The 20,069-nt window shown below is 64.5% G+C and carries 16 protein-coding genes and 1 pseudogene; 9 read left to right on the top strand and 8 right to left on the bottom strand.

The annotated features are described in order from the left end of the window. Nucleotides 1–52: 52 nt before the first annotated feature. The 8 genes and pseudogenes from POS17_RS32815 to gap form a co-directional block, all read right to left on the bottom strand. A pseudogene (locus POS17_RS32815) lies at nt 53–1,066 on the bottom strand (PDC sensor domain-containing protein); the annotation flags it as partial. A 499-nt stretch (nt 1,067–1,565) separates the two neighbouring features. Beyond that, nucleotides 1,566–1,979, bottom strand: coding sequence for a YbaN family protein (locus tag POS17_RS23145; protein ID WP_060842004.1), 414 nt, complete (start codon nt 1,977–1,979; stop codon nt 1,566–1,568). Between the two features lie 116 nt (nt 1,980–2,095). After that, nucleotides 2,096–2,704 (bottom strand): biliverdin-producing heme oxygenase, encoded by a 609-nt coding sequence (locus POS17_RS23140; RefSeq protein ID WP_060840691.1) that lies wholly within the window; start codon nt 2,702–2,704, stop codon nt 2,096–2,098. 112 nt (nt 2,705–2,816) lie between these two features. After that, nucleotides 2,817–5,435: a TonB-dependent receptor gene (locus POS17_RS23135; RefSeq protein WP_060840690.1), complete on the bottom strand. Its 2,619-nt coding sequence runs from the start codon at nt 5,433–5,435 to the stop codon at nt 2,817–2,819. 122 nt (nt 5,436–5,557) lie between these two features. Beyond that, nucleotides 5,558–6,526, bottom strand: coding sequence for a FecR family protein (locus tag POS17_RS23130; protein ID WP_060840689.1), 969 nt, complete (start codon nt 6,524–6,526; stop codon nt 5,558–5,560). Between the two features lie 113 nt (nt 6,527–6,639). Then, entirely contained in the window at nt 6,640–7,158 is a 519-nt protein-coding gene (locus POS17_RS23125) for an RNA polymerase sigma factor (RefSeq protein WP_060840688.1), read from the bottom strand. A gap of 73 nt (nt 7,159–7,231) precedes the next feature. Next, the gene (locus POS17_RS23120) at nt 7,232–7,696 is read right to left on the bottom strand and encodes a methylglyoxal synthase (RefSeq protein WP_060840687.1); all 465 of its coding nucleotides are present in this window, start codon (nt 7,694–7,696) and stop codon (nt 7,232–7,234) included. Nucleotides 7,697–7,711: 15 nt separating this feature from the next. Next, nucleotides 7,712–8,716 carry a type I glyceraldehyde-3-phosphate dehydrogenase gene (gene gap, locus POS17_RS23115; RefSeq protein WP_060840686.1) on the bottom strand — a complete coding sequence of 335 codons (1,005 nt, stop codon included), beginning with the start codon at nt 8,714–8,716 and terminating at the stop codon, nt 7,712–7,714. Nucleotides 8,717–8,939: 223 nt separating this feature from the next. On the opposite strand from gap, the gene edd reads away from it, so the two are divergent. The 9 genes from edd (at nt 8,940) to POS17_RS23070 (ending at nt 20,011) form a co-directional block, all read left to right on the top strand. Further along, on the top strand, nt 8,940–10,766 hold the full coding sequence (gene edd, locus POS17_RS23110; protein ID WP_060840685.1) for a phosphogluconate dehydratase: 1,827 nt from the start codon (nt 8,940–8,942) through the stop codon (nt 10,764–10,766). Continuing rightward, nucleotides 10,763–11,719: a glucokinase gene (locus POS17_RS23105; RefSeq protein WP_060840684.1), complete on the top strand. Its 957-nt coding sequence runs from the start codon at nt 10,763–10,765 to the stop codon at nt 11,717–11,719. Before edd ends, POS17_RS23105 begins: the two co-directional genes overlap by 4 nt. Nucleotides 11,720–11,827: 108 nt before the next feature. Further along, nucleotides 11,828–12,559 carry a response regulator gene (locus POS17_RS23100; protein ID WP_060840683.1) on the top strand — a complete coding sequence of 244 codons (732 nt, stop codon included), beginning with the start codon at nt 11,828–11,830 and terminating at the stop codon, nt 12,557–12,559. Beyond that, the gene (locus POS17_RS23095; RefSeq protein WP_060840682.1) at nt 12,549–14,018 is read left to right on the top strand and encodes an ATP-binding protein; all 1,470 of its coding nucleotides are present in this window, start codon (nt 12,549–12,551) and stop codon (nt 14,016–14,018) included. Before POS17_RS23100 ends, POS17_RS23095 begins: the two co-directional genes overlap by 11 nt. Before the next feature lie 226 nt (nt 14,019–14,244). Next, nucleotides 14,245–15,504: a D-mannose isomerase gene (locus POS17_RS23090; protein ID WP_060840681.1), complete on the top strand. Its 1,260-nt coding sequence runs from the start codon at nt 14,245–14,247 to the stop codon at nt 15,502–15,504. A 116-nt stretch (nt 15,505–15,620) separates the two neighbouring features. Beyond that, entirely contained in the window at nt 15,621–16,913 is a 1,293-nt protein-coding gene (locus POS17_RS23085) for an ABC transporter substrate-binding protein (RefSeq protein WP_060840680.1), read from the top strand. Between the two features lie 187 nt (nt 16,914–17,100). Continuing rightward, nucleotides 17,101–18,009: a carbohydrate ABC transporter permease gene (locus POS17_RS23080; RefSeq protein ID WP_060840679.1), complete on the top strand. Its 909-nt coding sequence runs from the start codon at nt 17,101–17,103 to the stop codon at nt 18,007–18,009. Further along, the gene (locus POS17_RS23075) at nt 18,002–18,847 is read left to right on the top strand and encodes a carbohydrate ABC transporter permease (protein ID WP_019094567.1); all 846 of its coding nucleotides are present in this window, start codon (nt 18,002–18,004) and stop codon (nt 18,845–18,847) included. Before POS17_RS23080 ends, POS17_RS23075 begins: the two co-directional genes overlap by 8 nt. Before the next feature lie 3 nt (nt 18,848–18,850). Next, complete coding sequence (locus POS17_RS23070; protein WP_060840678.1) at nt 18,851–20,011, top strand: ABC transporter ATP-binding protein; 1,161 nt, start codon at nt 18,851–18,853, stop codon at nt 20,009–20,011. Nucleotides 20,012–20,069 lie beyond the last annotated feature (58 nt).

The following is a 20,069-nucleotide window of genomic DNA, read 5'->3' as shown; positions in this document are numbered from 1 at the left end:
GGGCCTCGATGATGCTCTGCTTGATCTGGGCGATGGTGGGCTGCAGCTTGTCGAGGAACCGGTTGAACCAGCTCACCAGCTCGCCCAGTTCATCCTTCTTGCTGTAGTTCAGGCGCTGGGTCAGGTCGCCGTCGCCACTGGCGATGGCCTTGAGCATCTGCGCCACGCTGTTGATCGGCCGGGTCACGCCGGAGGCACTGAGCCAGATCAGTAGCAACCCCAGCAGGCCGGCGCCGATGGCCACCAGCAGGGTTTTCAGGGTGCCGCTGGTCTGGGCCTGATCCAGCAGGGTCTGCAGTTTTACCGAGTCCGCCAGCAGGACCTGCCGGGGCAAGTCGATGGTCACACCCCAGGCCTTGGCATCGGCAATCGGACTGAAGGGATAGACCGCGCGGATCAGGTCGCCCTGCTGCAGCACCTTGGGTTGGCCACCGGCAAGTGTCGCCAGGATGTCCTGGCCCTGGGCACCGGCGGTGTCCTTGATGTTCTTGCCGACCTGGGCGGCATCGGCGCCGACCGCTGCCAGCAGGCCGCTGCCGCCCATGATCAGCATGTGCCCGGCACCGCCGAACAGGTTCCGTTGCGCCTCGACGGCGGCCGCTTGCAGGGAGTCCAGGGCGATGTCGACGCCAATCACCCCGATGACCTTGCCGTCGGTCTGCAGCGGCAGGGAGATGGTGGTCATCAGCACCTGTTTCTTGTCCTCGCCGATGGTGTCGGCATAGGGATCGAGCAGGCAGGTGCGGCGGGTGTCACGGGGGCAGGTGTACCAGATGTTGTAAGGCGTGCCGCTGAGGTTGAGGGTGGTCTTGTTCATGTCCTCCTCGACCATCACCGTGTTCAGGGACTTGCCTGCGGGACGGCTCCAGTAGCTGGCGAAGCGCCCCTGTTCATTGGACGCGCGGCTGGCGTCGTTGGCGAATGCACTGTCCTGGCCATCCAGCGCGTTGCGCTCGTAGGCCAGCCAGATCCCCAGCACCTTGGGGTTGCGCTCGAAGGCGGTTTTCAGGCTGTGGTTGAGTTCTTCGCGCAGGGCTGCGGCATCCAGGCCACGCTTTGCGGCCATTGCCCGCAGATCCTGGACCTGGTCCGCCAGGGCGGTGATCACCAGTTGGCTTTCACCGAAGGTCTTCTGGACGCGCGCGGCCTGTTCGGCCGCCTTGGCCTGCAACAGGTCCTCGACCCCGGCCGTCAGCATCTGTGTGCTGGAGGTGTTGACCAACTGATTGTTCTGCTGGCTCTGGTACAGATTCATGCCGACGATCAGCGCCACCACGCCCAACAGGCACAGCCCGGACAGCAGCACGATTTTCAGGCGGATGGAGAGAGAGTCGAACATGGGGCGATCTCGCAATAGGTCGGATGGAAAGCACAAAGCCGGCTGGGTCGGATCGCCAAGTCCATTCAGCGCCATGCCCGAAACATCGGCTTGGCGGGCGTTTGCGTGAGTTTTTGCCGACGAACGGTAGGGTCGTTGCGGCGCCCCGCAGTCGCGGGCTTGCCGGCGAGGCGAGTGGCGAAGGGGAATGCCGGTGCGCAGGGCACCTTTGTCGGCCAGCAGGCTTCTACAGGGGCGGGGGGCAGGGTTGCGGCAGGGCTTCGGGGCGCGACCAGATCCACAGGTTGCCCAGGGCCATGCCGGCAATGGCGGCGTACATCGTCCAGTGATGGTTGAGCAGGGTCAGCATCAGGACGGCGCACAGCAGCATGCTGAGGGTGGCGCTGATCTTGGCTTTGCGGCTGACGATCCGGCCGTTGCGCCAGTTGCAGAGGATCGGGCCGAACAGGCGATGGTTCTCCATCCAGGCGCTGAGGCGGGGCGAGCTCTTGGTGGCGGCCCAGGCGGCCAGGAGGATGAACTCGGTGGTCGGCAAGCCCGGTACGACGATGGCGATCAGGCCGATGGCCAGGCTGACATAGGCCAGCGCGCCGAACAGCAGGCGGGAAATCTTCGACGAGGAGGGGCGAGTGGGGGTCATGGCTTCGATGATGAGGTAACGCGCCTTGCGGCTCAATCCGGAGAGCACGCCGGCCGACAAAATACCGTTGCGGGGCCGCGGTACGGACGCTTGCCGCGGGCCCGCAACGACGGGGGTCAGGCGGGTTGTGCGGCGCTGGAGTAAGCCTGTTCCAGCAACACGGTGAAGCGGTTGAAGGCATCCAGCGCGCCTTTTTCCGCCGCCGCTTCTTCTTCGGCGGTGAATTCCAGGCCGTCGAGGATGCGGGTGAAGGTCTTCCAGCCTTCGGCGCGGCCACCGGCCGGCTCGCCCAGGTGCCGGGCGCCGAAGGTTTCGCTCAGGCCCAGGCCCACGGCGCGCTTGATCAGGAACGCGGCGCCGAGCTTGGAACCCTCGGAAACGAAGATCCAGCCCAGGGCTTCGGCCTTACTCGGGTTGCGCACAGCGCCGGCTACCGGTGCTGGCACTTCAGTGTCCAGGTCCGCCAGGTCGGCCTTGGCCGCTTCGGCGCGGCAGCGCTCGGCCAGGTCAGGCACGATCCGGTTCAGTTCGGCATCGTTGTACAACTCCACCAGTTCCGACTGGAACAGGTATTGGGCGACCACGAAGCGGGCGAAGGCGCCCTGGGTCTCGAACGGTGCGTGCGCCTTGACCAGGGCGTCGAGCTTGGCATGGGGTTCGTGGGTGATCTGGTTCAGACGCTGGGAACGCAGGTGATGACGCTGGGAGGAATCCTGGGGGCTCATGCAGATGTCCTTGAGAATGAGAGGCACTTAGTAACTAGACGAACAAGAAGACGCGACACCGTAAAAAATCCTCACTGCCCCGATTGAAAAAGGACAGTGAGGCGCTTTGGCGTCAGATATCCCAGACCAGGTTGACCGAGAAGTTGCGGCCCGGCTGGGTCAGGCGGTCGAGGTTGGCGGGAGCGGTTTGCCCGGCCTCGCCGACGCTGTCGTAGCCGCGCACGTCGTCCCAGTTCCAGTATTTCTTGTCGGTCAGGTTGTACAGGCCGGCATTCAGGGTCAGGTCGTCGGTGACCTTGTAGAAGCCGCTGAGGTCGAGGATGCCGTAGCCCGGGGTCTTGAACTGGCCGCTGGTGGTGCGGCCATCCGGAGCCTTGAAGGTGCTGTTGTCGACCCGGTCCTTGCGCTTGACCAGGGTCCAGCTCAGCAGCGCGCCATAGTTGTCCTGGTCGTAGCCGAGGCCAAACACGCCCTTGAGCGGGTTGACGCTGTTGATCGGCTCGCCGTTGTCATTGTTGCGACCGTAGGCGTAGGCCACCGAGCCGAGGCTGTACAGGCCCTGTGGTGCACCGAAGGCGTCGAGGTTGAGACGGCCCCTGGCTTCGGCGCCCTTGATGGTGGCGTGCTTGATGTTGTTGCTCTGGATCACCGACTGCAGGGCGCCGGCGGTGATGGCGTCTTCGTTGATGAAGTCGCGGTACTGGTTGTAGAACACCGAGACATCGAAGGAGCCCGCGTCGAAATTGCCCCGCAGGCCGGTCTCATAACCTTTGCTGGTTTCCGGCTTGAGGTTGGAGTTGGGCTCGACGACATAGCCGGTGGCGAGGTTTTCAAAGCGGCCGTAGAGCGCCTTGGCCGACGGCGTGCGGAAGCCCTCGGAGTATTGGCCATAGGCGGTGTAGTGCTCGTCGAAGGCGTAGGTCAGGCCGAACTTGGGCGAAACCCGATGCCAGGTCTTCTTCTCACTGCTGACCGGATAGTTGCCGGTGGGGTTGGCGACATTGAGGAATTCCTGCGTCAGTTTCGGCTTGAGCTGGGTGTAGTCGTAGCGCAGGCCAGGGGTGAAGGTCCAGGCGTTCCAGCTGATCTGGTCCTGGGCGAACAGGCTGTAGGTGCTGACGGTGGGATCCGGGAAGTCGCTGGATTTTTTCACGCTGTCGCTGGCGCTCGGGCTTGGCGCGCCGATGGCGGTGCAACCTGCTCCGACTTTCAGGCAGGTGGCGGTGCCATAGCGTGAGCCGGTGACTTTCTGTTGCTTGAGGGTGGTGCCGTAGGTCAGTTGATGCTCGGTTTCACCGAGGGTGAAAGCCTTGTCCAGTTGCGCGTCCAGTACCCACTGTTTTTCCTGGTACAGGGTTTGCCGCTCCCGCAGCACGTCACGGGCGTTGGGGGAGAACGCCGAGACCGGGTTGTAGCGCTCGGAAGTGCTCTGGTCGGTCTTGGCGATCTGGTAGTTCAGGCTCCACTTGATCTGGTCGGCGATCGGCGATTGCACGGCGAAGCTGTTTTCCAGGCCGAAGCGCTCACGGGTGATGGTGTCGTTGCCGACGCGGGAGCGATACCAGTTCTGGCCGACGCCGTTGAGAAACAGGCCGCCTACCGCGCTTTTCTGGTTGGTGTCGCGGTCATCCTTGTACTTTTCGTAGGTCAGGCCCAGGCGAGCATCCGGGGCATAGTTCCAGCCGAGCTTGGCCAGGACGTTGGTGGTGCGGGCGTCTTCCGGGTTGGCGGCGGTGCGGTCGAGGCCGGTGCCGTTGTTGCTGCCGTAGGACTCGGTTTCGTGGCCGTCACGCCGGCTCAGGTGCAACAGGGCATCGAAGTCGCTGGCCCGTCCGGCCACGGTGGCGGACTTCAGCCAGCTTTCGTCAGCCGAGCTGTAGCCGGTCTTCAGGCGCGCGCCGACGTCCTGGCCGGGCTTGATGATGTCGTCGGCGTCCAGGGTGTAGTAGCTGACGGCACCACCGATGGCGCTGCTGCCGTAGAGCACCGAGGCCGGGCCGCGGAGGATTTCCACGCGCTTAACGATTTCCGGGTCGACGTAGTTGCGGTTGGTCTTGGCATAGGGACCGCTGAAGAAGTGATCCGGTACTTCCACGCCATCGACCTGGGTGAGAATCCGGTCGCTGTCGATGCCGCGAATGTTGTAGCCGCTGATGCCCGCGCGCTGGCCCGCACCGCCGACGGAAACCCCGGGCTCGTAGCGCACCAGCTCCTTGATGGTGTTGACGTTCTGGCGGTCCAGTTCTTCCCGGGTTTGCACGCTCACGGTGCTGGGCACCGAATGGATGTCCTGTTCCTGGCGGGTGGCGCTGACGGTCACTTGCTGCAGGTTCACCGCATTGGCGGCGCTGCGCCGTTCCAGGACGATGTTGTGGTTGCCCAGCTTGCGGTAGCTCAGTTGGGTGCCGCCCAGCAGGCGCTCCAGGGCCTTTTCCGGGGGCAGCGAGCCGCGCACGCCCGGCGATGAAACCCCGCTGCCCAGCTCGGCCGGCAGCCCGACTTGCCAGCCGGTGACCGCGGTAAAGGCGTTGAGCGCCGATACCAGCGGTTGCTGGGCAATGGCGAAGTTGTAGTTGCCCATGCGCTGGCTGGAGGAGGCCGGGGCATCGGCGGCCATCACTGGCGTGGCTTGGGCGCCGGCCAGCAGGATCGCCGCGGTCAGCAGCGACAGGGTGCAGTGTTGCAGGCGGGCACAGGGAACAGAGGATCGGCTGTTGAGGCGAGGGGACATCGAGAGCGCTCCGGGTCGCACGAATCTTTTATAGGTGCAGATGCGCATTCAAAAATGCGAATCAGTTGCATTGGCTATAACGAGACGTACAACCCGGGGTGATCGCGTAAAAATAATTATTCTCAGTTGAGAATGACCAGTGCCGGGTATTCCGAGAGGCGTGCCGAGGTGATGTGGGCCAGGGAGCGCAGCACGTCCAGGGGCTGATCCAGGCGGTAGTTGCCGGTGACCGCGATGTTCGCCAACCGCTCGTTGTTGTTGACGATCCAGCCCGGGTAATAGCGCCGCAGTTCCGCCAGCACCTGGCTCAGGGGGCAGTTCTCGAACACCAGGCGGCCGTCGATCCAGGCCAGGTCCTTGCCGGCATCGAGCCTGGCCGGTGGGTCGAAGCCTTCGGGGCCGACGCGAACGCTCTCGCCGGCGCTCAGGCGCATGCGCTGATCGGCGTGGGTGGCGCGCAGGTCGATGTCACCGCGCTGCACCTGGACCTGGGCGATGCCGTCCAGGTAGCGCACGGCGAAGGCGGTGTCGGCCACGCTGGCCTTGACCGGGCCGGCATCCAGCTCCAGGGGCAGGCCCGGGGTGCCGGGGACCTCGAAGAAGGCTTCGCCCTGGTACAGCCGCGCCACGCGCTGGTGATCGTTGATCTGGCTGGAGAATGCCGAGTTGGTGTTGAGCAGCACCCTGGAGCCGTCTTCCAGTTGCAGGCGCTGGCGTTCGCCCACCAGAGTCAGGTGGTCGGCCTGCAGGCGCAGTGGCAGGTTGCTGAAGCTGAACAGCCCGAGCACCAGCACCGCGGCGACGGCCAAGGGTTTGTAGTGCGGGCGCAGGCGTGCCAGGCGCGAGACTTTCGGCGGTGTTGCCAGGGTCAGTGCGCATTGCGCCACTGGCGCTCCGTCCCAGATCGCCCGGGCCTTTTCAAAGGCCTGGGCATTGAGCGGTGAAGCCGCCAGCCACTGATGAAACTGGCGCATTTGTTCCTCGTTCGGATGGTCCAGCTCGATCAGCCAATCCAGCGCCTGATCCATGGCAAGGGTGCTTGAGTGCGGGCCGGCGGGAGTGGGCGGCTCGGCGCTGTGAGAATCCGTCACGGGTGTTCCTCGGCTGCGTCTGTGCGCGGCTGTTTTTTCAAGAGAGAGCGAAAGCCGGCCAAGGTTAGCAAAGGCCTGGGGCTGACGCAGTCATTGTGCTTGGCGGTTGAGACTCACTGGCCGTCGAGACGTTCGGCGACGCCGATGCAGATGGCCATGATCAATTTCAATTCCTTTTGTACCGTGCTCGGCGAAACCCCGAGTTGGTCGGCGATCTGCTGATAGCTGTGGCCGTGCAAGCGGCTGAGGATGAAGATCTGCTGCTGGCGCGGGCTGAGCTGGCCGAGGCTGAGGTTCAGGCGTTCGAGCAGTTGCTCGGCGTGGGCGGCGTCTTCGGCGCTGCTGACCGGGGCGGCGACGTTCTCCAGCACCTCGGCAGGCACGTCTTCGAGCAGGGTGCGGCCCTGGATGCGCCGGGCCCGCAGATGGTCGAGGGCGAGGTTGCGCGCGGTCTGGAACACGAAGGGTTCCAGGTGAGTGATCGGCCGCTCGCTGAGGGCCCGGGTCACCCGCAGGTAGGTTTCCTGCAGCAGGTCTTCGGCGGTGCTGTGGTTGTTGACCATCCGCTCCAGGGTTCGCAGCAGGGAAATGCGTTGAGTGAGGAAGACGTGGTTGAAGTGCGATTGACTCACGGCAAGGCCTGATCCATTTTTTCAGCGGATGATAATGATTGTCATCTGCGTCAATGGTCAAGCCTTGCGTGAATTATCCCCGGCCGGCCAGGTAGGCCTGGTAGTCGGGAATCCGGTGCTCGTGGGCCTGGTTCATCAACGGACTGCTGAGCAGGTAGTCGGCGCTGCATTCGTTGCAGGCCACCGCAATGTTCCACACCGCCGCCACGCGCAGCAGGGCCTTGATGTCTGGATCGTGAGGCTGTGGCTCGAAGGGGTCCCAGAAGAACACCAGCAGGTCGACCCGTTGTTCGGCGATCTGCGCGCCCAGTTGCTGATCGCCGCCCAGGGGGCCGCTGATCATGCTGTGCACCGGCAGCCCCAGGCGTTTGCTCAGCAGCAGCCCGGTGGTGCCGGTGGCCAGCAGCTCATGTTCGGCCAGGCGTGATTTCTGCCGCTCGGCCCAGTCCAGCAGAAAGGCCTTGCAATGGTCATGGGCGACCAGGGCGATGCGCTTGCGCGCCGCCATGGTCTTTTGGGTAAAACTGATACCGATCATCGACGAATATCCGTTTTATTCCGCGTTGCACAGGGCCAGGCAGTTATCCAGCATGCGGTTGGAGAAGCCCCACTCGTTGTCGTACCAGGCCAGCACCTTGAGCAAGCGACCGCCGCTGACCTTGGTGTGGTTGGCGTCGAAGATCGACGACAGCGGGTTGTGGTTGAAGTCGCTGGAGACCAGCGGCAGGGTGTTGTAGCCGAGGATCTTCGAATGCTGGCTGGCACTCTTGAGCAGGGCGTTGACCTCTTCGGCGGTGGTGTCGCGCTTGAGGGTCACGGTCAGGTCCACCAGCGATACGTTGATCACCGGCACGCGCACCGCCATGCCGGTCAGCTTGCCCGCCAGATCCGGCAGCACCAGGCCCACGGCTTCGGCGGCGCCGGTCTTGCTCGGGATCATGTTCTGGGTGGCCGAACGGGCGCGGTACGGGTCGCTGTGGTAGACGTCGGTGAGGTTCTGGTCGTTGGTGTAGGCGTGGATGGTGGTCATCAGGCCGTTGTCGATGCCCAGCTCGCGGTGCAGCACCTGGGCCACCGGGGCCAGGCAGTTGGTGGTGCACGAGGCGTTGGAAATGATCTGGTGCGACTGGCGCAGGATGTCGTGGTTGACCCCGTAGACCACGGTGGCGTCGGCGCCCTTGGCCGGGGCCGAGATGATCACTTTGCGGGCGCCGGCAGTAAGATGGGCGGCGGCCTTGGCGCGGTCGGTGAACAGGCCGGTGCATTCGAAGACTACGTCGATCTTTTCCGCGGCCCAGGGCAGTTCGGCCGGGTTGCGGATGGCGCTGACGGCAATCCGGTCGCCATTGACGGTCAGGCTTTCCTGATCGTGCTGGACCTCGGCGTCGAAGGTGCCGTGGACGGTGTCGTACTTGAGCAGGTGGGCATTGATCGCGCTGTCCCCCAGATCGTTGATGGCGACGATCTGCAGATCCTGACGATAGCCTTGGGTATAGAGTGCGCGCAGGACGTTACGGCCAATACGGCCAAAACCGTTGATTGCGATTCGAAGAGTCATGTGCAAACGCCTGTCGTTGAATTTGTTGTTGGAATTACAAGATTATTCGCATAGAAATAGAAAACAAGCCTTTTTAGTGGCAATATTTTGTTTTATCTACAACGAGTGACCTGAATCAACTGGTCCAAATGGTCAGGAATGTCCTCCACTGTCCCTCGGTGGCGGGGCTTCTGATCAGCATAGACAAACAGGTCGCCACATCCGTTAGCCTGGAGTTCTACATATGCATCCCCGCGTTCTTGAGGTCACCGAACGGCTTATCGCTCGCAGTCGCGCCACTCGCCAGGCCTATCTGGCGTTGATTCGCGGTGCCGCCAGCGATGGTCCGCAGCGCGGCAAGCTGCAGTGCGCGAACTTCGCCCACGGCGTGGCCGGTTGCGGCGCCGAAGACAAGCACAGCCTGCGGATGATGAACGCGGCCAACGTGGCAATTGTTTCGTCATATAACGACATGTTGTCGGCCCACCAGCCTTACGAGCACTTTCCCGAGCAGATCAAGAAAGCCCTGCGCGAGATCGGTTCGGTAGGGCAGTTCGCCGGCGGCACCCCGGCCATGTGCGATGGCGTGACCCAGGGCGAGGCCGGCATGGAACTGAGCCTGCCGAGCCGCGAGGTGATCGCGTTGTCCACGGCCGTGGCCCTGTCCCACAACATGTTCGATGCCGCGCTGATGCTGGGGATCTGCGACAAGATCGTGCCGGGCCTGATGATGGGCGCCCTGCGCTTTGGTCATCTGCCGATGGTCTTCGTCCCGGGCGGGCCGATGGTGTCGGGGATCTCCAACAAGCAGAAGGCCGATGTGCGCCAGCGCTATGCCGAAGGCAAGGCCAGCCGCGAGGAACTGCTGGAGTCGGAAATGAAGTCCTACCACAGCCCCGGCACCTGCACCTTCTATGGCACCGCCAACACCAACCAGTTGCTGATGGAAGTCATGGGCCTGCACCTGCCCGGCGCCTCCTTCGTCAACCCCAACACGCCGCTGCGCGACGCCCTGACCCATGAGGCGGCGCAGCAGGTCACGCGCCTGACCAAGCAGAGCGGCAACTTCATGCCCATCGGCGAGATCGTCGACGAGCGTTGCCTGGTCAATTCCATCGTCGCCCTGCACGCCACCGGCGGTTCCACCAACCACACCCTGCACATGCCGGCCATCGCCCAGGCGGCGGGCATCCAGCTGACCTGGCAGGACATGGCCGACCTGTCCGAGGTGGTGCCGACCCTGTCCCACGTCTATCCCAACGGCAAGGCCGACATCAACCACTTCCAGGCCGCGGGGGGCATGTCGTTCCTGATCCGCGAACTGCTGGAAGCCGGCCTGCTGCATGAAGACGTCAACACCGTGGCCGGCCCCGGCCTGAGCCGCTACACCCAGGAACCCTTCCTCGACAACGGCAAGCTGGTGTGGCGCGACGGTCCGATCGAGAGCCTCGACGAAAATATCCTGCGGCCGGTGGCCCGGGCGTTCTCCCCGGAAGGCGGCTTGCGGGTCATGGAAGGCAATCTGGGCCGCGGAGTGATGAAAGTGTCCGCCGTGGCGCCCGAACATCAGATCGTCGAAGCCCCGGCGGTGGTGTTCCAGGACCAGCAGGACCTGGCCGATGCGTTCAAGGCCGGCCTGCTGGAGAAGGACTTTGTCGCAGTGATGCGGTTCCAGGGCCCGCGCTCCAACGGCATGCCCGAGCTGCACAAGATGACCCCGTTCCTCGGGGTGCTGCAGGACCGTGGCTTCAAGGTGGCGCTGGTCACCGATGGACGTATGTCCGGTGCCTCGGGCAAGATTCCGGCGGCGATTCATGTCAGCCCCGAAGCCCAGGTCGGCGGTGCGCTGGCCCGGGTGCTGGACGGCGACATCATTCGCGTGGACGGGGTCAAGGGCACCCTGGAGCTCAAGGTCGACGCCGCCGAATTCGCCGCCCGGGAACCGGCCAAGGGGCTGCTGGGCAACAACGTCGGCGCCGGCCGCGAACTCTTCGCTTTCATGCGCATGGCCTTCAGCTCGGCAGAGCAGGGCGCCAGCGCCTTTACCTCTGCACTGGAGACGCTTAATTGAAACTGGCCCTGGTCGGTGACATCGGTGGGACCAACGCGCGCTTCGCGTTGTGGAAGGATCAGCAGCTGGACGCGATCCAGGTGCTGGCAACGGCGGACTATCGCTGCCCGGAAGACGCCATCCAGGCCTATCTGCACGCCCAGGGCCTGGCCCTGGGCGCCATCGGCTCGGTGTGCCTGTCGGTGGCCGGTCCGGTCAGTGGCGATGAGTTTCGATTCACCAACAACCACTGGCGCCTGAGCCGCCAGGCGTTCTGCCAGACCCTGCAAGTGGAGCGGCTGTTGCTGGTCAACGACTTCTCGGCCATGGCCCTGGGCATGACCCGTCTGCAGCCCGATGAGTTTCGCGTGGTCTGCGAAGGCGTTGCCGAGCCCTTGCGTCCGGCGGTGGTGATCGGCCCGGGCACCGGCCTCGGCGTCGGCACCTTGTTGAACTTCGGCGACGGCCGCTACATGGCCTTGCCGGGGGAGGGCGGCCATGTCGACCTGCCCCTGGGCAGTGCGCGGGAAACCCAGCTCTGGCAACACATCCACGCCGAGATCGGCCATGTCAGCGCCGAGACTGCCTTGAGCGGCGGTGGATTGCCCCGGGTGTACCGGGCGATCTGCGCGGTGGACGGTCATGAACCGCGTTTGCACACCCCGGAAGCCATCACGGCGGCCGGTCTGGCCGGTGATCCGATTGCCCGGGAAGTGCTGGAGCAGTTCTGCTGCTGGCTGGGGCGGGTGGCGGGTAACAACGTCCTGACCACGGGCGCGCGGGGTGGGGTGTATATCGTCGGCGGGGTGATTCCGCGTTTCGCCGATTTCTTCATCCACAGCGGTTTTGCCAGAAGCTTTGCCGACAAGGGCTGCATGAGCGATTACTTCAAGGGCATCCCGGTGTGGCTGGTGACTGCGCCGTACTCCGGGCTGACCGGTGCCGGCGTGGCCCTGGAGCAGGCCCAGGGCTGACACCGAGCAGCATGGGCGCAGGATCCGGCTTGCCGGCGAAGAGGCGATAACAGGCCTCCCGCCATCAGGCATAATCGCGCTCCCTGCCCAACAATGAGGACGGCCCCGGTGAGTTCAGTCAGTAAGTCGATCTTGTTGGTTGACGACGATCAGGAAATTCGCGAGCTGCTGGAAACCTACCTCAGCCGTTGCGGTTTCCAGGTGCGCACGACCGCCGATGGCGCCGGTTTTCGTCAGGCCCTGAACGAGGCGCCCAGCGACCTGGTGATCCTCGACGTGATGCTGCCCGACGAAGACGGCTTCAGCCTGTGCCGCTGGATTCGCCAGCACCCGCGGCGCAGCCAGGTGCCGATCATCATGCTCACCGCCAGCTCCGACGAAGCCGACCGGGTCATCGGCCTGGAGCTGGGGGCCGACGACTACCTGGGCAAGCCCTTCAGCCCCCGGGAGTTGCAGGCGCGGATCAAGGCGCTGCTGCGCCGCGTGCAGTTCGCCCAGGAGCGGGTCGCCGGTGAAGTATTGTGCTTCGACGAATGGCGCCTGGATGTGATCAGTCACCGGCTGTTCCACAACGACGGCGAGGAGGTGATTCTCTCCGGTGCCGACTTCGCCCTGCTCAAGCTGTTCCTCGACCATCCCCAGGAAATCCTCGACCGCGACACCATCGGCAATGCCACCCGCGGGCGCGACCTAATGCCCCTGGACCGCATCGTCGACATGGCGGTCAGCCGCCTGCGCCAGCGCCTGCGGGACACCGAAAAGCCGCCGCGGCTGATCCGCACGGTGCGTGGCAGCGGCTATCAGTTGGCAGCCAATGTGGTTGCCGGCAATGCTCTCTGAGGCATTGCGCGGCCTGCTGCGGCGGGTGCCGGTGCCCCGTTCCCTGCTGGGGCGCATGCTGCTGTTGACCTTGCTCGCGGTGTTGTTCGCCCAGGCGCTGTCCAGCGTGATCTGGGTTTCGCAGTTGCGCGCCACCCAGCTCGAAGGCCTGGTGACCAGCGCCCGCAGCCTGGCCCATTCGATGACCGCCAGCGTCAGCTACCTGCGTTCGTTGCCGGTGGCGTACCGGCCCCTGGTGCTGGACCAGTTGCGCAGCATGGGCGGCACCCGATTTGTCGTGACCCTCAATGACAAGCCCCTGGGCATGCAGGTGCTGCCCGCCACCCCACGCAAGGAAGCGGTGCTGCAGGCGGTGGAACAGGTGCTGCGCCAGTCCCTGGGCAATGACGCGGATATCTCGGTGACCTTTGTCAGCCCCGATGACCTGCGGATCTTCAATGGCGGCCTCAAGCTCGACGAGTTGCCCCGCTCCTGGGCCCATTACGCCCTGACCCTGGAGCCGGTGAATCCGCCGGTGCTGGTGACCCAGATCCAGATGGCCCCGGGGGAATGGCTGTACATCGCCTCGCTCTTGCCCGAGCCCTACACCAGCCTCGAAGAGCAGGGCCTGCCGGCGCAGCAGGTGTGGTTCATCCTGCTCACCAGCGGGTTTCTGCTGCTGTTCATCGGCCTCTTGGTGCACTGGCAGAGCCGGCCCCTCAAGCGCCTGGCCCGGGCCGCGCGGGACATGTCCCTGGGCGCCGACGTCGAGCCGGTGGCGGAGGGTGGCGGCAGTGAAGTGGTGGAAGTGGGGCGGGCCTTCAACAGCATGCGCGAACGCATCAGCCGCTACCTGACCGAGCGCAGCCAGCTGTTCAGTGCCATCTCCCACGACCTGCGCACCCCCATCACCCGCCTGCGCCTGCGGGTCGAGCTGCTGGAGGACGAGCAACTGCAAGCCAAGTTCGGCCGCGACCTGGACGAACTGGAACTGCTGGTCAAGGGCGCGTTGCAATGCGTCAAGGACACCGACATCCACGAGAACATCGAGCCAGTGGATCTCAACCAGGTGCTCGATTGCCTGGTGGAGCCTTACCTGGCGCCCCACGGCAATGGCCGGGTAACCCAGCAGGGGCGGGCGCTGGCCAGCTACCCGGGCAAGCCCCTGGCGCTCAAGCGCTGCATGGGCAACCTGATCGACAACGCCCTGAAGTACGGGCAGAACGCCCACCTGTACATCGAAGACGACGACAACGGCTTTGTCCTGCATGTCGACGACGAAGGCCCGGGTGTGCCGGAGCAGCGCCTGGAGCAGGTGTTCGAGCCGCATTTTCGTCTGGCCGGCCAGCAGCAGGGCTACGGCCTGGGCCTGGGCATCGCGCGCAACATCGCCCACAGCCATGGCGGCGAAGTCAGCCTGCAGAACCTGCGTGAAGGCGGCCTGCGGGTGACCCTGTACCTGCCCCGGACCTTCGACTGAGTGGCTGGCCTGTGCAGACGCTGACTTGTGCAGGAGCTGGCTTGCCAGCGAAGGCGTTCCCAAGGGCACTGCAGGACTCAAGGGCCTCTTCGCCGGCAAGCCGGCTCCTACGGGTGGAGCCGCGCAATGTCACGGTTTGGTGACATTGTGCTGGCCCTTCGTTACCTGCGGTTGCGAGCGGCTTGATTAGACTCAAGCCTTCGATAAAAACAACAACAGGCCACTCATGGACTCTCTCCCCCTGCCGCTGCGCAGTTGGCTGAACGCGCCCGCTCACCATTCCTGGCTCGCCGCCGAAGGCCTGCGCCTGCTGGATTTCGCCAAGGCTTCACGGCTCGCCGAAGGCTTCGGCAACCTCGATGCCCAGGGCCGCCTGCCCGAAGGCGCCCAAGCCGAAACCATGAACACCGCGCGCATGACCCACAGCTTTGCCATGGCGCATGTCCAGGGCTTGCCGGGTTATGCCGGGCTGGTGGATCACGGTATCGCCGCGCTCATGGGGCCGTTGCGCGATGCCGAGCACGGCGGCTGGTTCGCCGTTGCCGGGCAGGCGGACGGCAACAGCACCAAGGCCGCCTACCTGCACGCCTTTGTCGCCCTGGCCGCCAGCTCCGCGGTGGTGGCGCAGCGGCCGGGTGCCCAGGCCCTGCTTGAGGAGGCGATCCGGATCATCGACGGGCATTTCTGGAGCGAGGAGGAGGGCGCCATGCTTGAGTCCTTCAATCGCGACTGGAGCGAGCAGGAAGCCTATCGCGGCGCCAACAGCAACATGCACGCCACCGAGGCCTTTCTGGCCCTGGCCGATGTCACCCAGGACCCGCGCTGGCTCAACCGCGCCCTGCGCATCGTCGAGCGGGTGATCCATCAGCACGCCGCCGCCAACGACTTCATGGTGATCGAGCATTTCGACTGTGACTGGCTGCCCCTGCGCGACTACAACCGGGCCTTTCCCGCCGATGGTTTCCGTCCCTTCGGCACCACGCCGGGCCACGGTTTCGAATGGGCGCGCCTGCTCTTGCACCTGGAGGCGTCGCGCGGCCTGGCCGGGATGCTGACCCCGGGCTGGCTGGCGCTGGATGCGCAGCACCTGTTCGCGAGCAACTGCCGCCACGGCTGGGACGTGGACGGTGCCCCGGGCATTGTCTACACCCTGGATTGGGACAACCGGCCGGTGGTGCACCAGCGCCTGCACTGGACCCATGCCGAGGCCAGCGCCGCCGCAAGCGCTTTGCTCAAGCGCACTGGCGAGCAGCAGTACGAGGTCTGGTACCGGCGTTTCTGGGAGTTCTGCGAAGGGTATTTCATCGATCGCCAACAGGGCAGCTGGCATCACGAACTGGGCCGCGACAACCGCCCGGCCGCCGAGATCTGGGGCGGCAAGCCGGACCTCTATCACGCCTGGCAAGCCGTGCTGATTCCGCGCCTGCCGCTGGCGCCGAGCATGGCTTCGGCCTTGGCCCAGGCGTCTGTTCCGGGCCTTGTGTAACCATGTCGTGACATTTCACCGTCGCTTCGTTACCCGAACGTTCGACTAGGCTGTTTAGACTCGTGTGCAGCGCAAGCACCAGACTTGCATGCATAACAACAAGAAAGGTACTTCAAATGAATGCGATTTCTCGCCTCGCCACTGTCATTTCCCTTGCCTCTCTGTTTCCCCTGAGTGCCCTCGCCGCCGACTCCAAAGGTTCCGTGGAAGTTGTCCACTGGTGGACTTCGGGTGGCGAAAAAGCCGCCGTCGATGTGCTCAAGGCCCAAGTGGAAAAAGACGGTTTCACCTGGAAGGACGGCGCCGTGGCCGGTGGTGGCGGCTCCACCGCAATGACCGTGCTGAAAAGCCGCGCCGTGGCCGGTAATCCGCCGGGCGTCGCCCAGATCAAGGGCCCTGACATCCAGGAATGGGGGAGCACCGGCCTGCTCAGCACCGACACCCTCAAGGACGTGGCCAAGGCGGAAAACTGGGACGGCCTGCTGTCGTCCAAGGTGGCCAACACCGTCAAGTACGAAGGTGACTACGTCGCCGTGCCGGTGAACATCCACCGGGTCAACTGGCTGTGGATCAACCCGCAAGTGTTCAAGAAGGCCGGGATCGACAAGGCCCCGACCACCCTCGAAGAGTTCTATGCCGCCGGCGACAAGCTCAAGGCCGCGGGCTTCATCGCCCTGGCCCACGGTGGCCAGCCGTGGCAGGACAGCACCGTGTTCGAAGACGTGGTGCTCTCGGTCATGGGCCCTGAAGGCTACAAGAAAGCCCTGGTGGACCTGGACCAGAAGACCCTCGCCGGCCCGGAAATGGTCAAGGCCTTCGCCGAGCTGAAGAAGATCACCGGCTACATGGACCCCAACCGCGCCGGGCGTGACTGGAACATCGCCGCCGCCGACGTGATCGGCGGCAAGGCCGGCATGCAGATGATGGGCGACTGGGCCAAGAGCGAGTGGACCGCGGCGAAGAAGATCGCCGGCAAGGACTACCAGTGCGTGCCGTTCCCGGGCACCGACAAGGCCTTCACCTACAACATCGACTCCCTGGCGGTGTTCAAGCTCAAGGCCGATCGCAAGGGTGACATCGCCGCTCAGCAGGACCTGGCCAAGGTGGCGCTGGGCAAGGACTTCCAGAAGGTCTTCAGCATCAACAAGGGCTCGATCCCGGTGCGTACCGACATGCTCAATGACATGAGCGCCGAGGGCTTCGACTCCTGTGCCCAGGCCTCGGCCAAGGACTTCCTGGCGGACGAGAAGACCGGCGGCCTGCAGCCAAGCATGGCGCACAACATGGCCACTTCCCTGGCGGTGCAGGGCGCGATCTTCGACGTGGTCACCAACTTCATGAACGACAAGGATGCGGACCCGGCCAAGGCCAGTGCGCAACTGGCCTCGGCGGTCAAGGCCGCGCAGTAACTGCGCACGCCGCAGCCCTGTCTGCGGCGATTTATCTGACGATGCTTCCCCCCTTCTGTAGGAGCGAGCTTGCTCGCGATGACGGCCTGACATTCACCCTGGGTGTCGACGGCTGGATCGCTATCGCGAGCAAGCTCGCTCCTACAGAGGGCGCGTCGGACTTCATTCCTTCAACCGGGTTATTGCGATGAGCTCTGTGGCGGTTTTCAGCAAGGCCTCACCCCTGGACGCATTGCAGCGCTGGCTGCCCAAGCTGGTGCTGGCGCCAAGCATGGTGATCGTGCTGGTGGGGTTCTACGGTTACATCATCTGGACGTTCATTCTGTCCTTTACCAATTCCAGCTTCATGCCGAGCTACAAGTGGGTCGGCCTGCAGCAGTACCTGCGGCTGATGGACAACGACCGCTGGTGGGTGGCGAGCAAGAACCTCGCGCTGTTCGGCGGCATGTTCATCGCCATCAGCCTGGTGCTGGGGGTGTTCCTGGCGGTGCTGCTGGACCAGCGCATCCGCAAGGAAGGCTTCATCCGCACCGTGTACCTCTATCCCATGGCGCTGTCGATGATCGTCACCGGCACTGCCTGGAAGTGGCTGCTCAACCCCGGCCTGGGCCTGGACAAGATGCTCCGCGACTGGGGCTGGGAGGGCTTTCGCCTGGACTGGCTGGTGGATCAGGACCGGGTGGTCTACTGCCTGGTGATCGCCGCCGTGTGGCAGGCCTCGGGCTTTGTCATGGCGATGTTCCTCGCCGGTCTGCGCGGTGTCGACCAGTCGATCATCCGCGCCGCCCAGGTCGACGGCGCGAGCCTGCCGACCATCTACCTGAAGATCGTTCTGCCGAGCCTGCGCCCGGTGTTCTTCAGCGCCTTCATGATCCTCGCCCACATTGCCATCAAGAGCTTCGACCTGGTGGCGGCAATGACTGCGGGCGGCCCGGGCTACTCCTCCGACCTGCCGGCGATGTTCATGTATTCCTTCACCTTCAGCCGGGGCCAGATGGGCATCGGTTCGGCCAGCGCCATGCTGATGCTCGGTGCCGTGCTGACCATCCTGGTGCCGTACCTGTACTCCGAACTGCGAGGCAAGCGTCATGACTAACTCCCTCGCCAAGCCGACCCTGAACTTCAGCCGGATCGCCATCTACGCCACCTTGCTGCTGGCGGCGGCGGTGTACCTGATTCCCCTGGTGGTGATGCTGCTGACCAGCTTCAAGACCCCGGAAGACATCCGCACCGGCAACCTGCTGAGCTGGCCCCAGGTGGTGGACGGCATTGGCTGGATCAAGGCCTGGGACACCGTGGGCGGCTACTTCTGGAACTCGGTGAAGATCACCGTGCCGGCGGTGCTGATCTCCACCTTCATCGGTGCAATGAACGGCTACGTGCTGTCGATGTGGCGCTTTCGCGGCTCCCAGCTGTTCTTCGGTCTGCTGCTGTTCGGCTGCTTCCTGCCGTTCCAGACCGTGCTGCTGCCGGCCTCGTTCACCCTCGGAAAGTTCGGCCTGGCCAATACCACCACCGGCCTGGTGCTGGTGCACGTGGTCTACGGCCTGGCCTTCACCACGCTGTTTTTCCGCAACTACTACGTGAGTGTGCCGGATGCCCTGGTCAAGGCGGCGCGCCTGGACGGCGCGGGGTTCTTCACCATCTTCGGCAAGATCCTGCTGCCGATGTCGGTGCCGATCATCATGGTCTGCCTGATCTGGCAGTTCACCCAGATCTGGAACGACTTCCTGTTCGGCGTGGTGTTTGCCAGCGGCGACGCACAACCGATCACCGTGGCCCTGAACAACCTGGTCAACACCAGCACCGGGGCCAAGGAATACAACGTTGATATGGCGGCGGCGATGATCGCCGGGCTGCCGACACTGCTGGTCTACATCTTCGCCGGCAAGTATTTCCTGCGCGGGCTGACGTCCGGCGCAGTCAAGGGGTAAAGCATGGCCACTCTCGAATTACGCAACGTCAACAAGACCTACGGTGCCGGCCTGCCGGACACCCTGAAGAACATCGAGCTGAAGATCGACGACGGTGAGTTCCTGATCCTCGTCGGCCCGTCCGGCTGCGGCAAATCCACCCTGATGAACTGCATCGCCGGGCTGGAGCACATCAGCGGCGGGGCGATCCTGGTGGACGACGCCGACATCAGTGGCATGAGCCCCAAGGACCGAGACATCGCCATGGTGTTCCAGTCCTACGCGCTGTACCCGACCATGAGCGTGCGCGACAACATCGCCTTCGGCCTGAAGATCCGCAAGATGCCCAGCGCCGAGATCGACGCGGAAGTGGCGCGGGTGGCCAAGCTGCTGCAGATCGAGCACCTGCTGACCCGCAAGCCGGGCCAGCTTTCCGGTGGCCAGCAACAGCGGGTGGCCATGGGCCGGGCCCTGGCGCGGCGGCCGAAGATCTACCTGTTCGACGAACCGCTGTCCAACCTCGACGCCAAGCTGCGGGTCGAGATGCGCACCGAAATGAAACTGATGCACCAGCGCCTGAAGACCACCACGGTCTACGTCACCCACGACCAGATCGAAGCCATGACCCTGGGCGACAAGGTGGCGGTGATGAAGGACGGGATCATCCAGCAGTTCGGTACGCCGAAGCAGATCTACAACGACCCGGCCAACCTGTTCGTGGCGAGCTTCATCGGTTCGCCGCCGATGAACTTCATTCCCCTGCGCCTGCAACGCAAGGACGGCCGCCTGCTGGCCCTGCTGGACAGTGGCCAGGCCCGTTGCGAGCTGCCCCTGGGGCCGCAGGACGCCGGGCTGGAAGACCGCGAGGTGATCCTCGGCATTCGTCCGGAGCAGATCTCCCTGGCTCCCGCCGAAGCCAATGGCTTGCCGACCCTGCGCGCCGAGGTCCAGGTGGTCGAGCCCACCGGCCCCGACACCCTGGTGTTCGTCACCCTCAATGGCACCAAGGTCTGCTGCCGTCTGGCTCCGGATCAGGCGCCCGATGCCGGGGAAACCCTGACCCTGCAGTTCGATCCGGCCCGGGTGCTGCTGTTCGATGCCCAGAGCGGCGAGCGCCTGGGGACGGCTGCGGCGTCGATGAGCGAAACCCGTGGCGGTAACGTTGCGCAGTTCAAGGGCCGTTGAATCCATGGCGGATGGCCTGTCATCCGTCGCACCCGCTGTAAACCACGTTGGATAGATC

Origin of the sequence: Pseudomonas sp. Os17 (genome assembly GCF_001547895.1) — a bacterium.
Classification (GTDB): domain Bacteria; phylum Pseudomonadota; class Gammaproteobacteria; order Pseudomonadales; family Pseudomonadaceae; genus Aquipseudomonas.
This window is presented reverse-complemented; position numbering and strand designations above follow the sequence as displayed.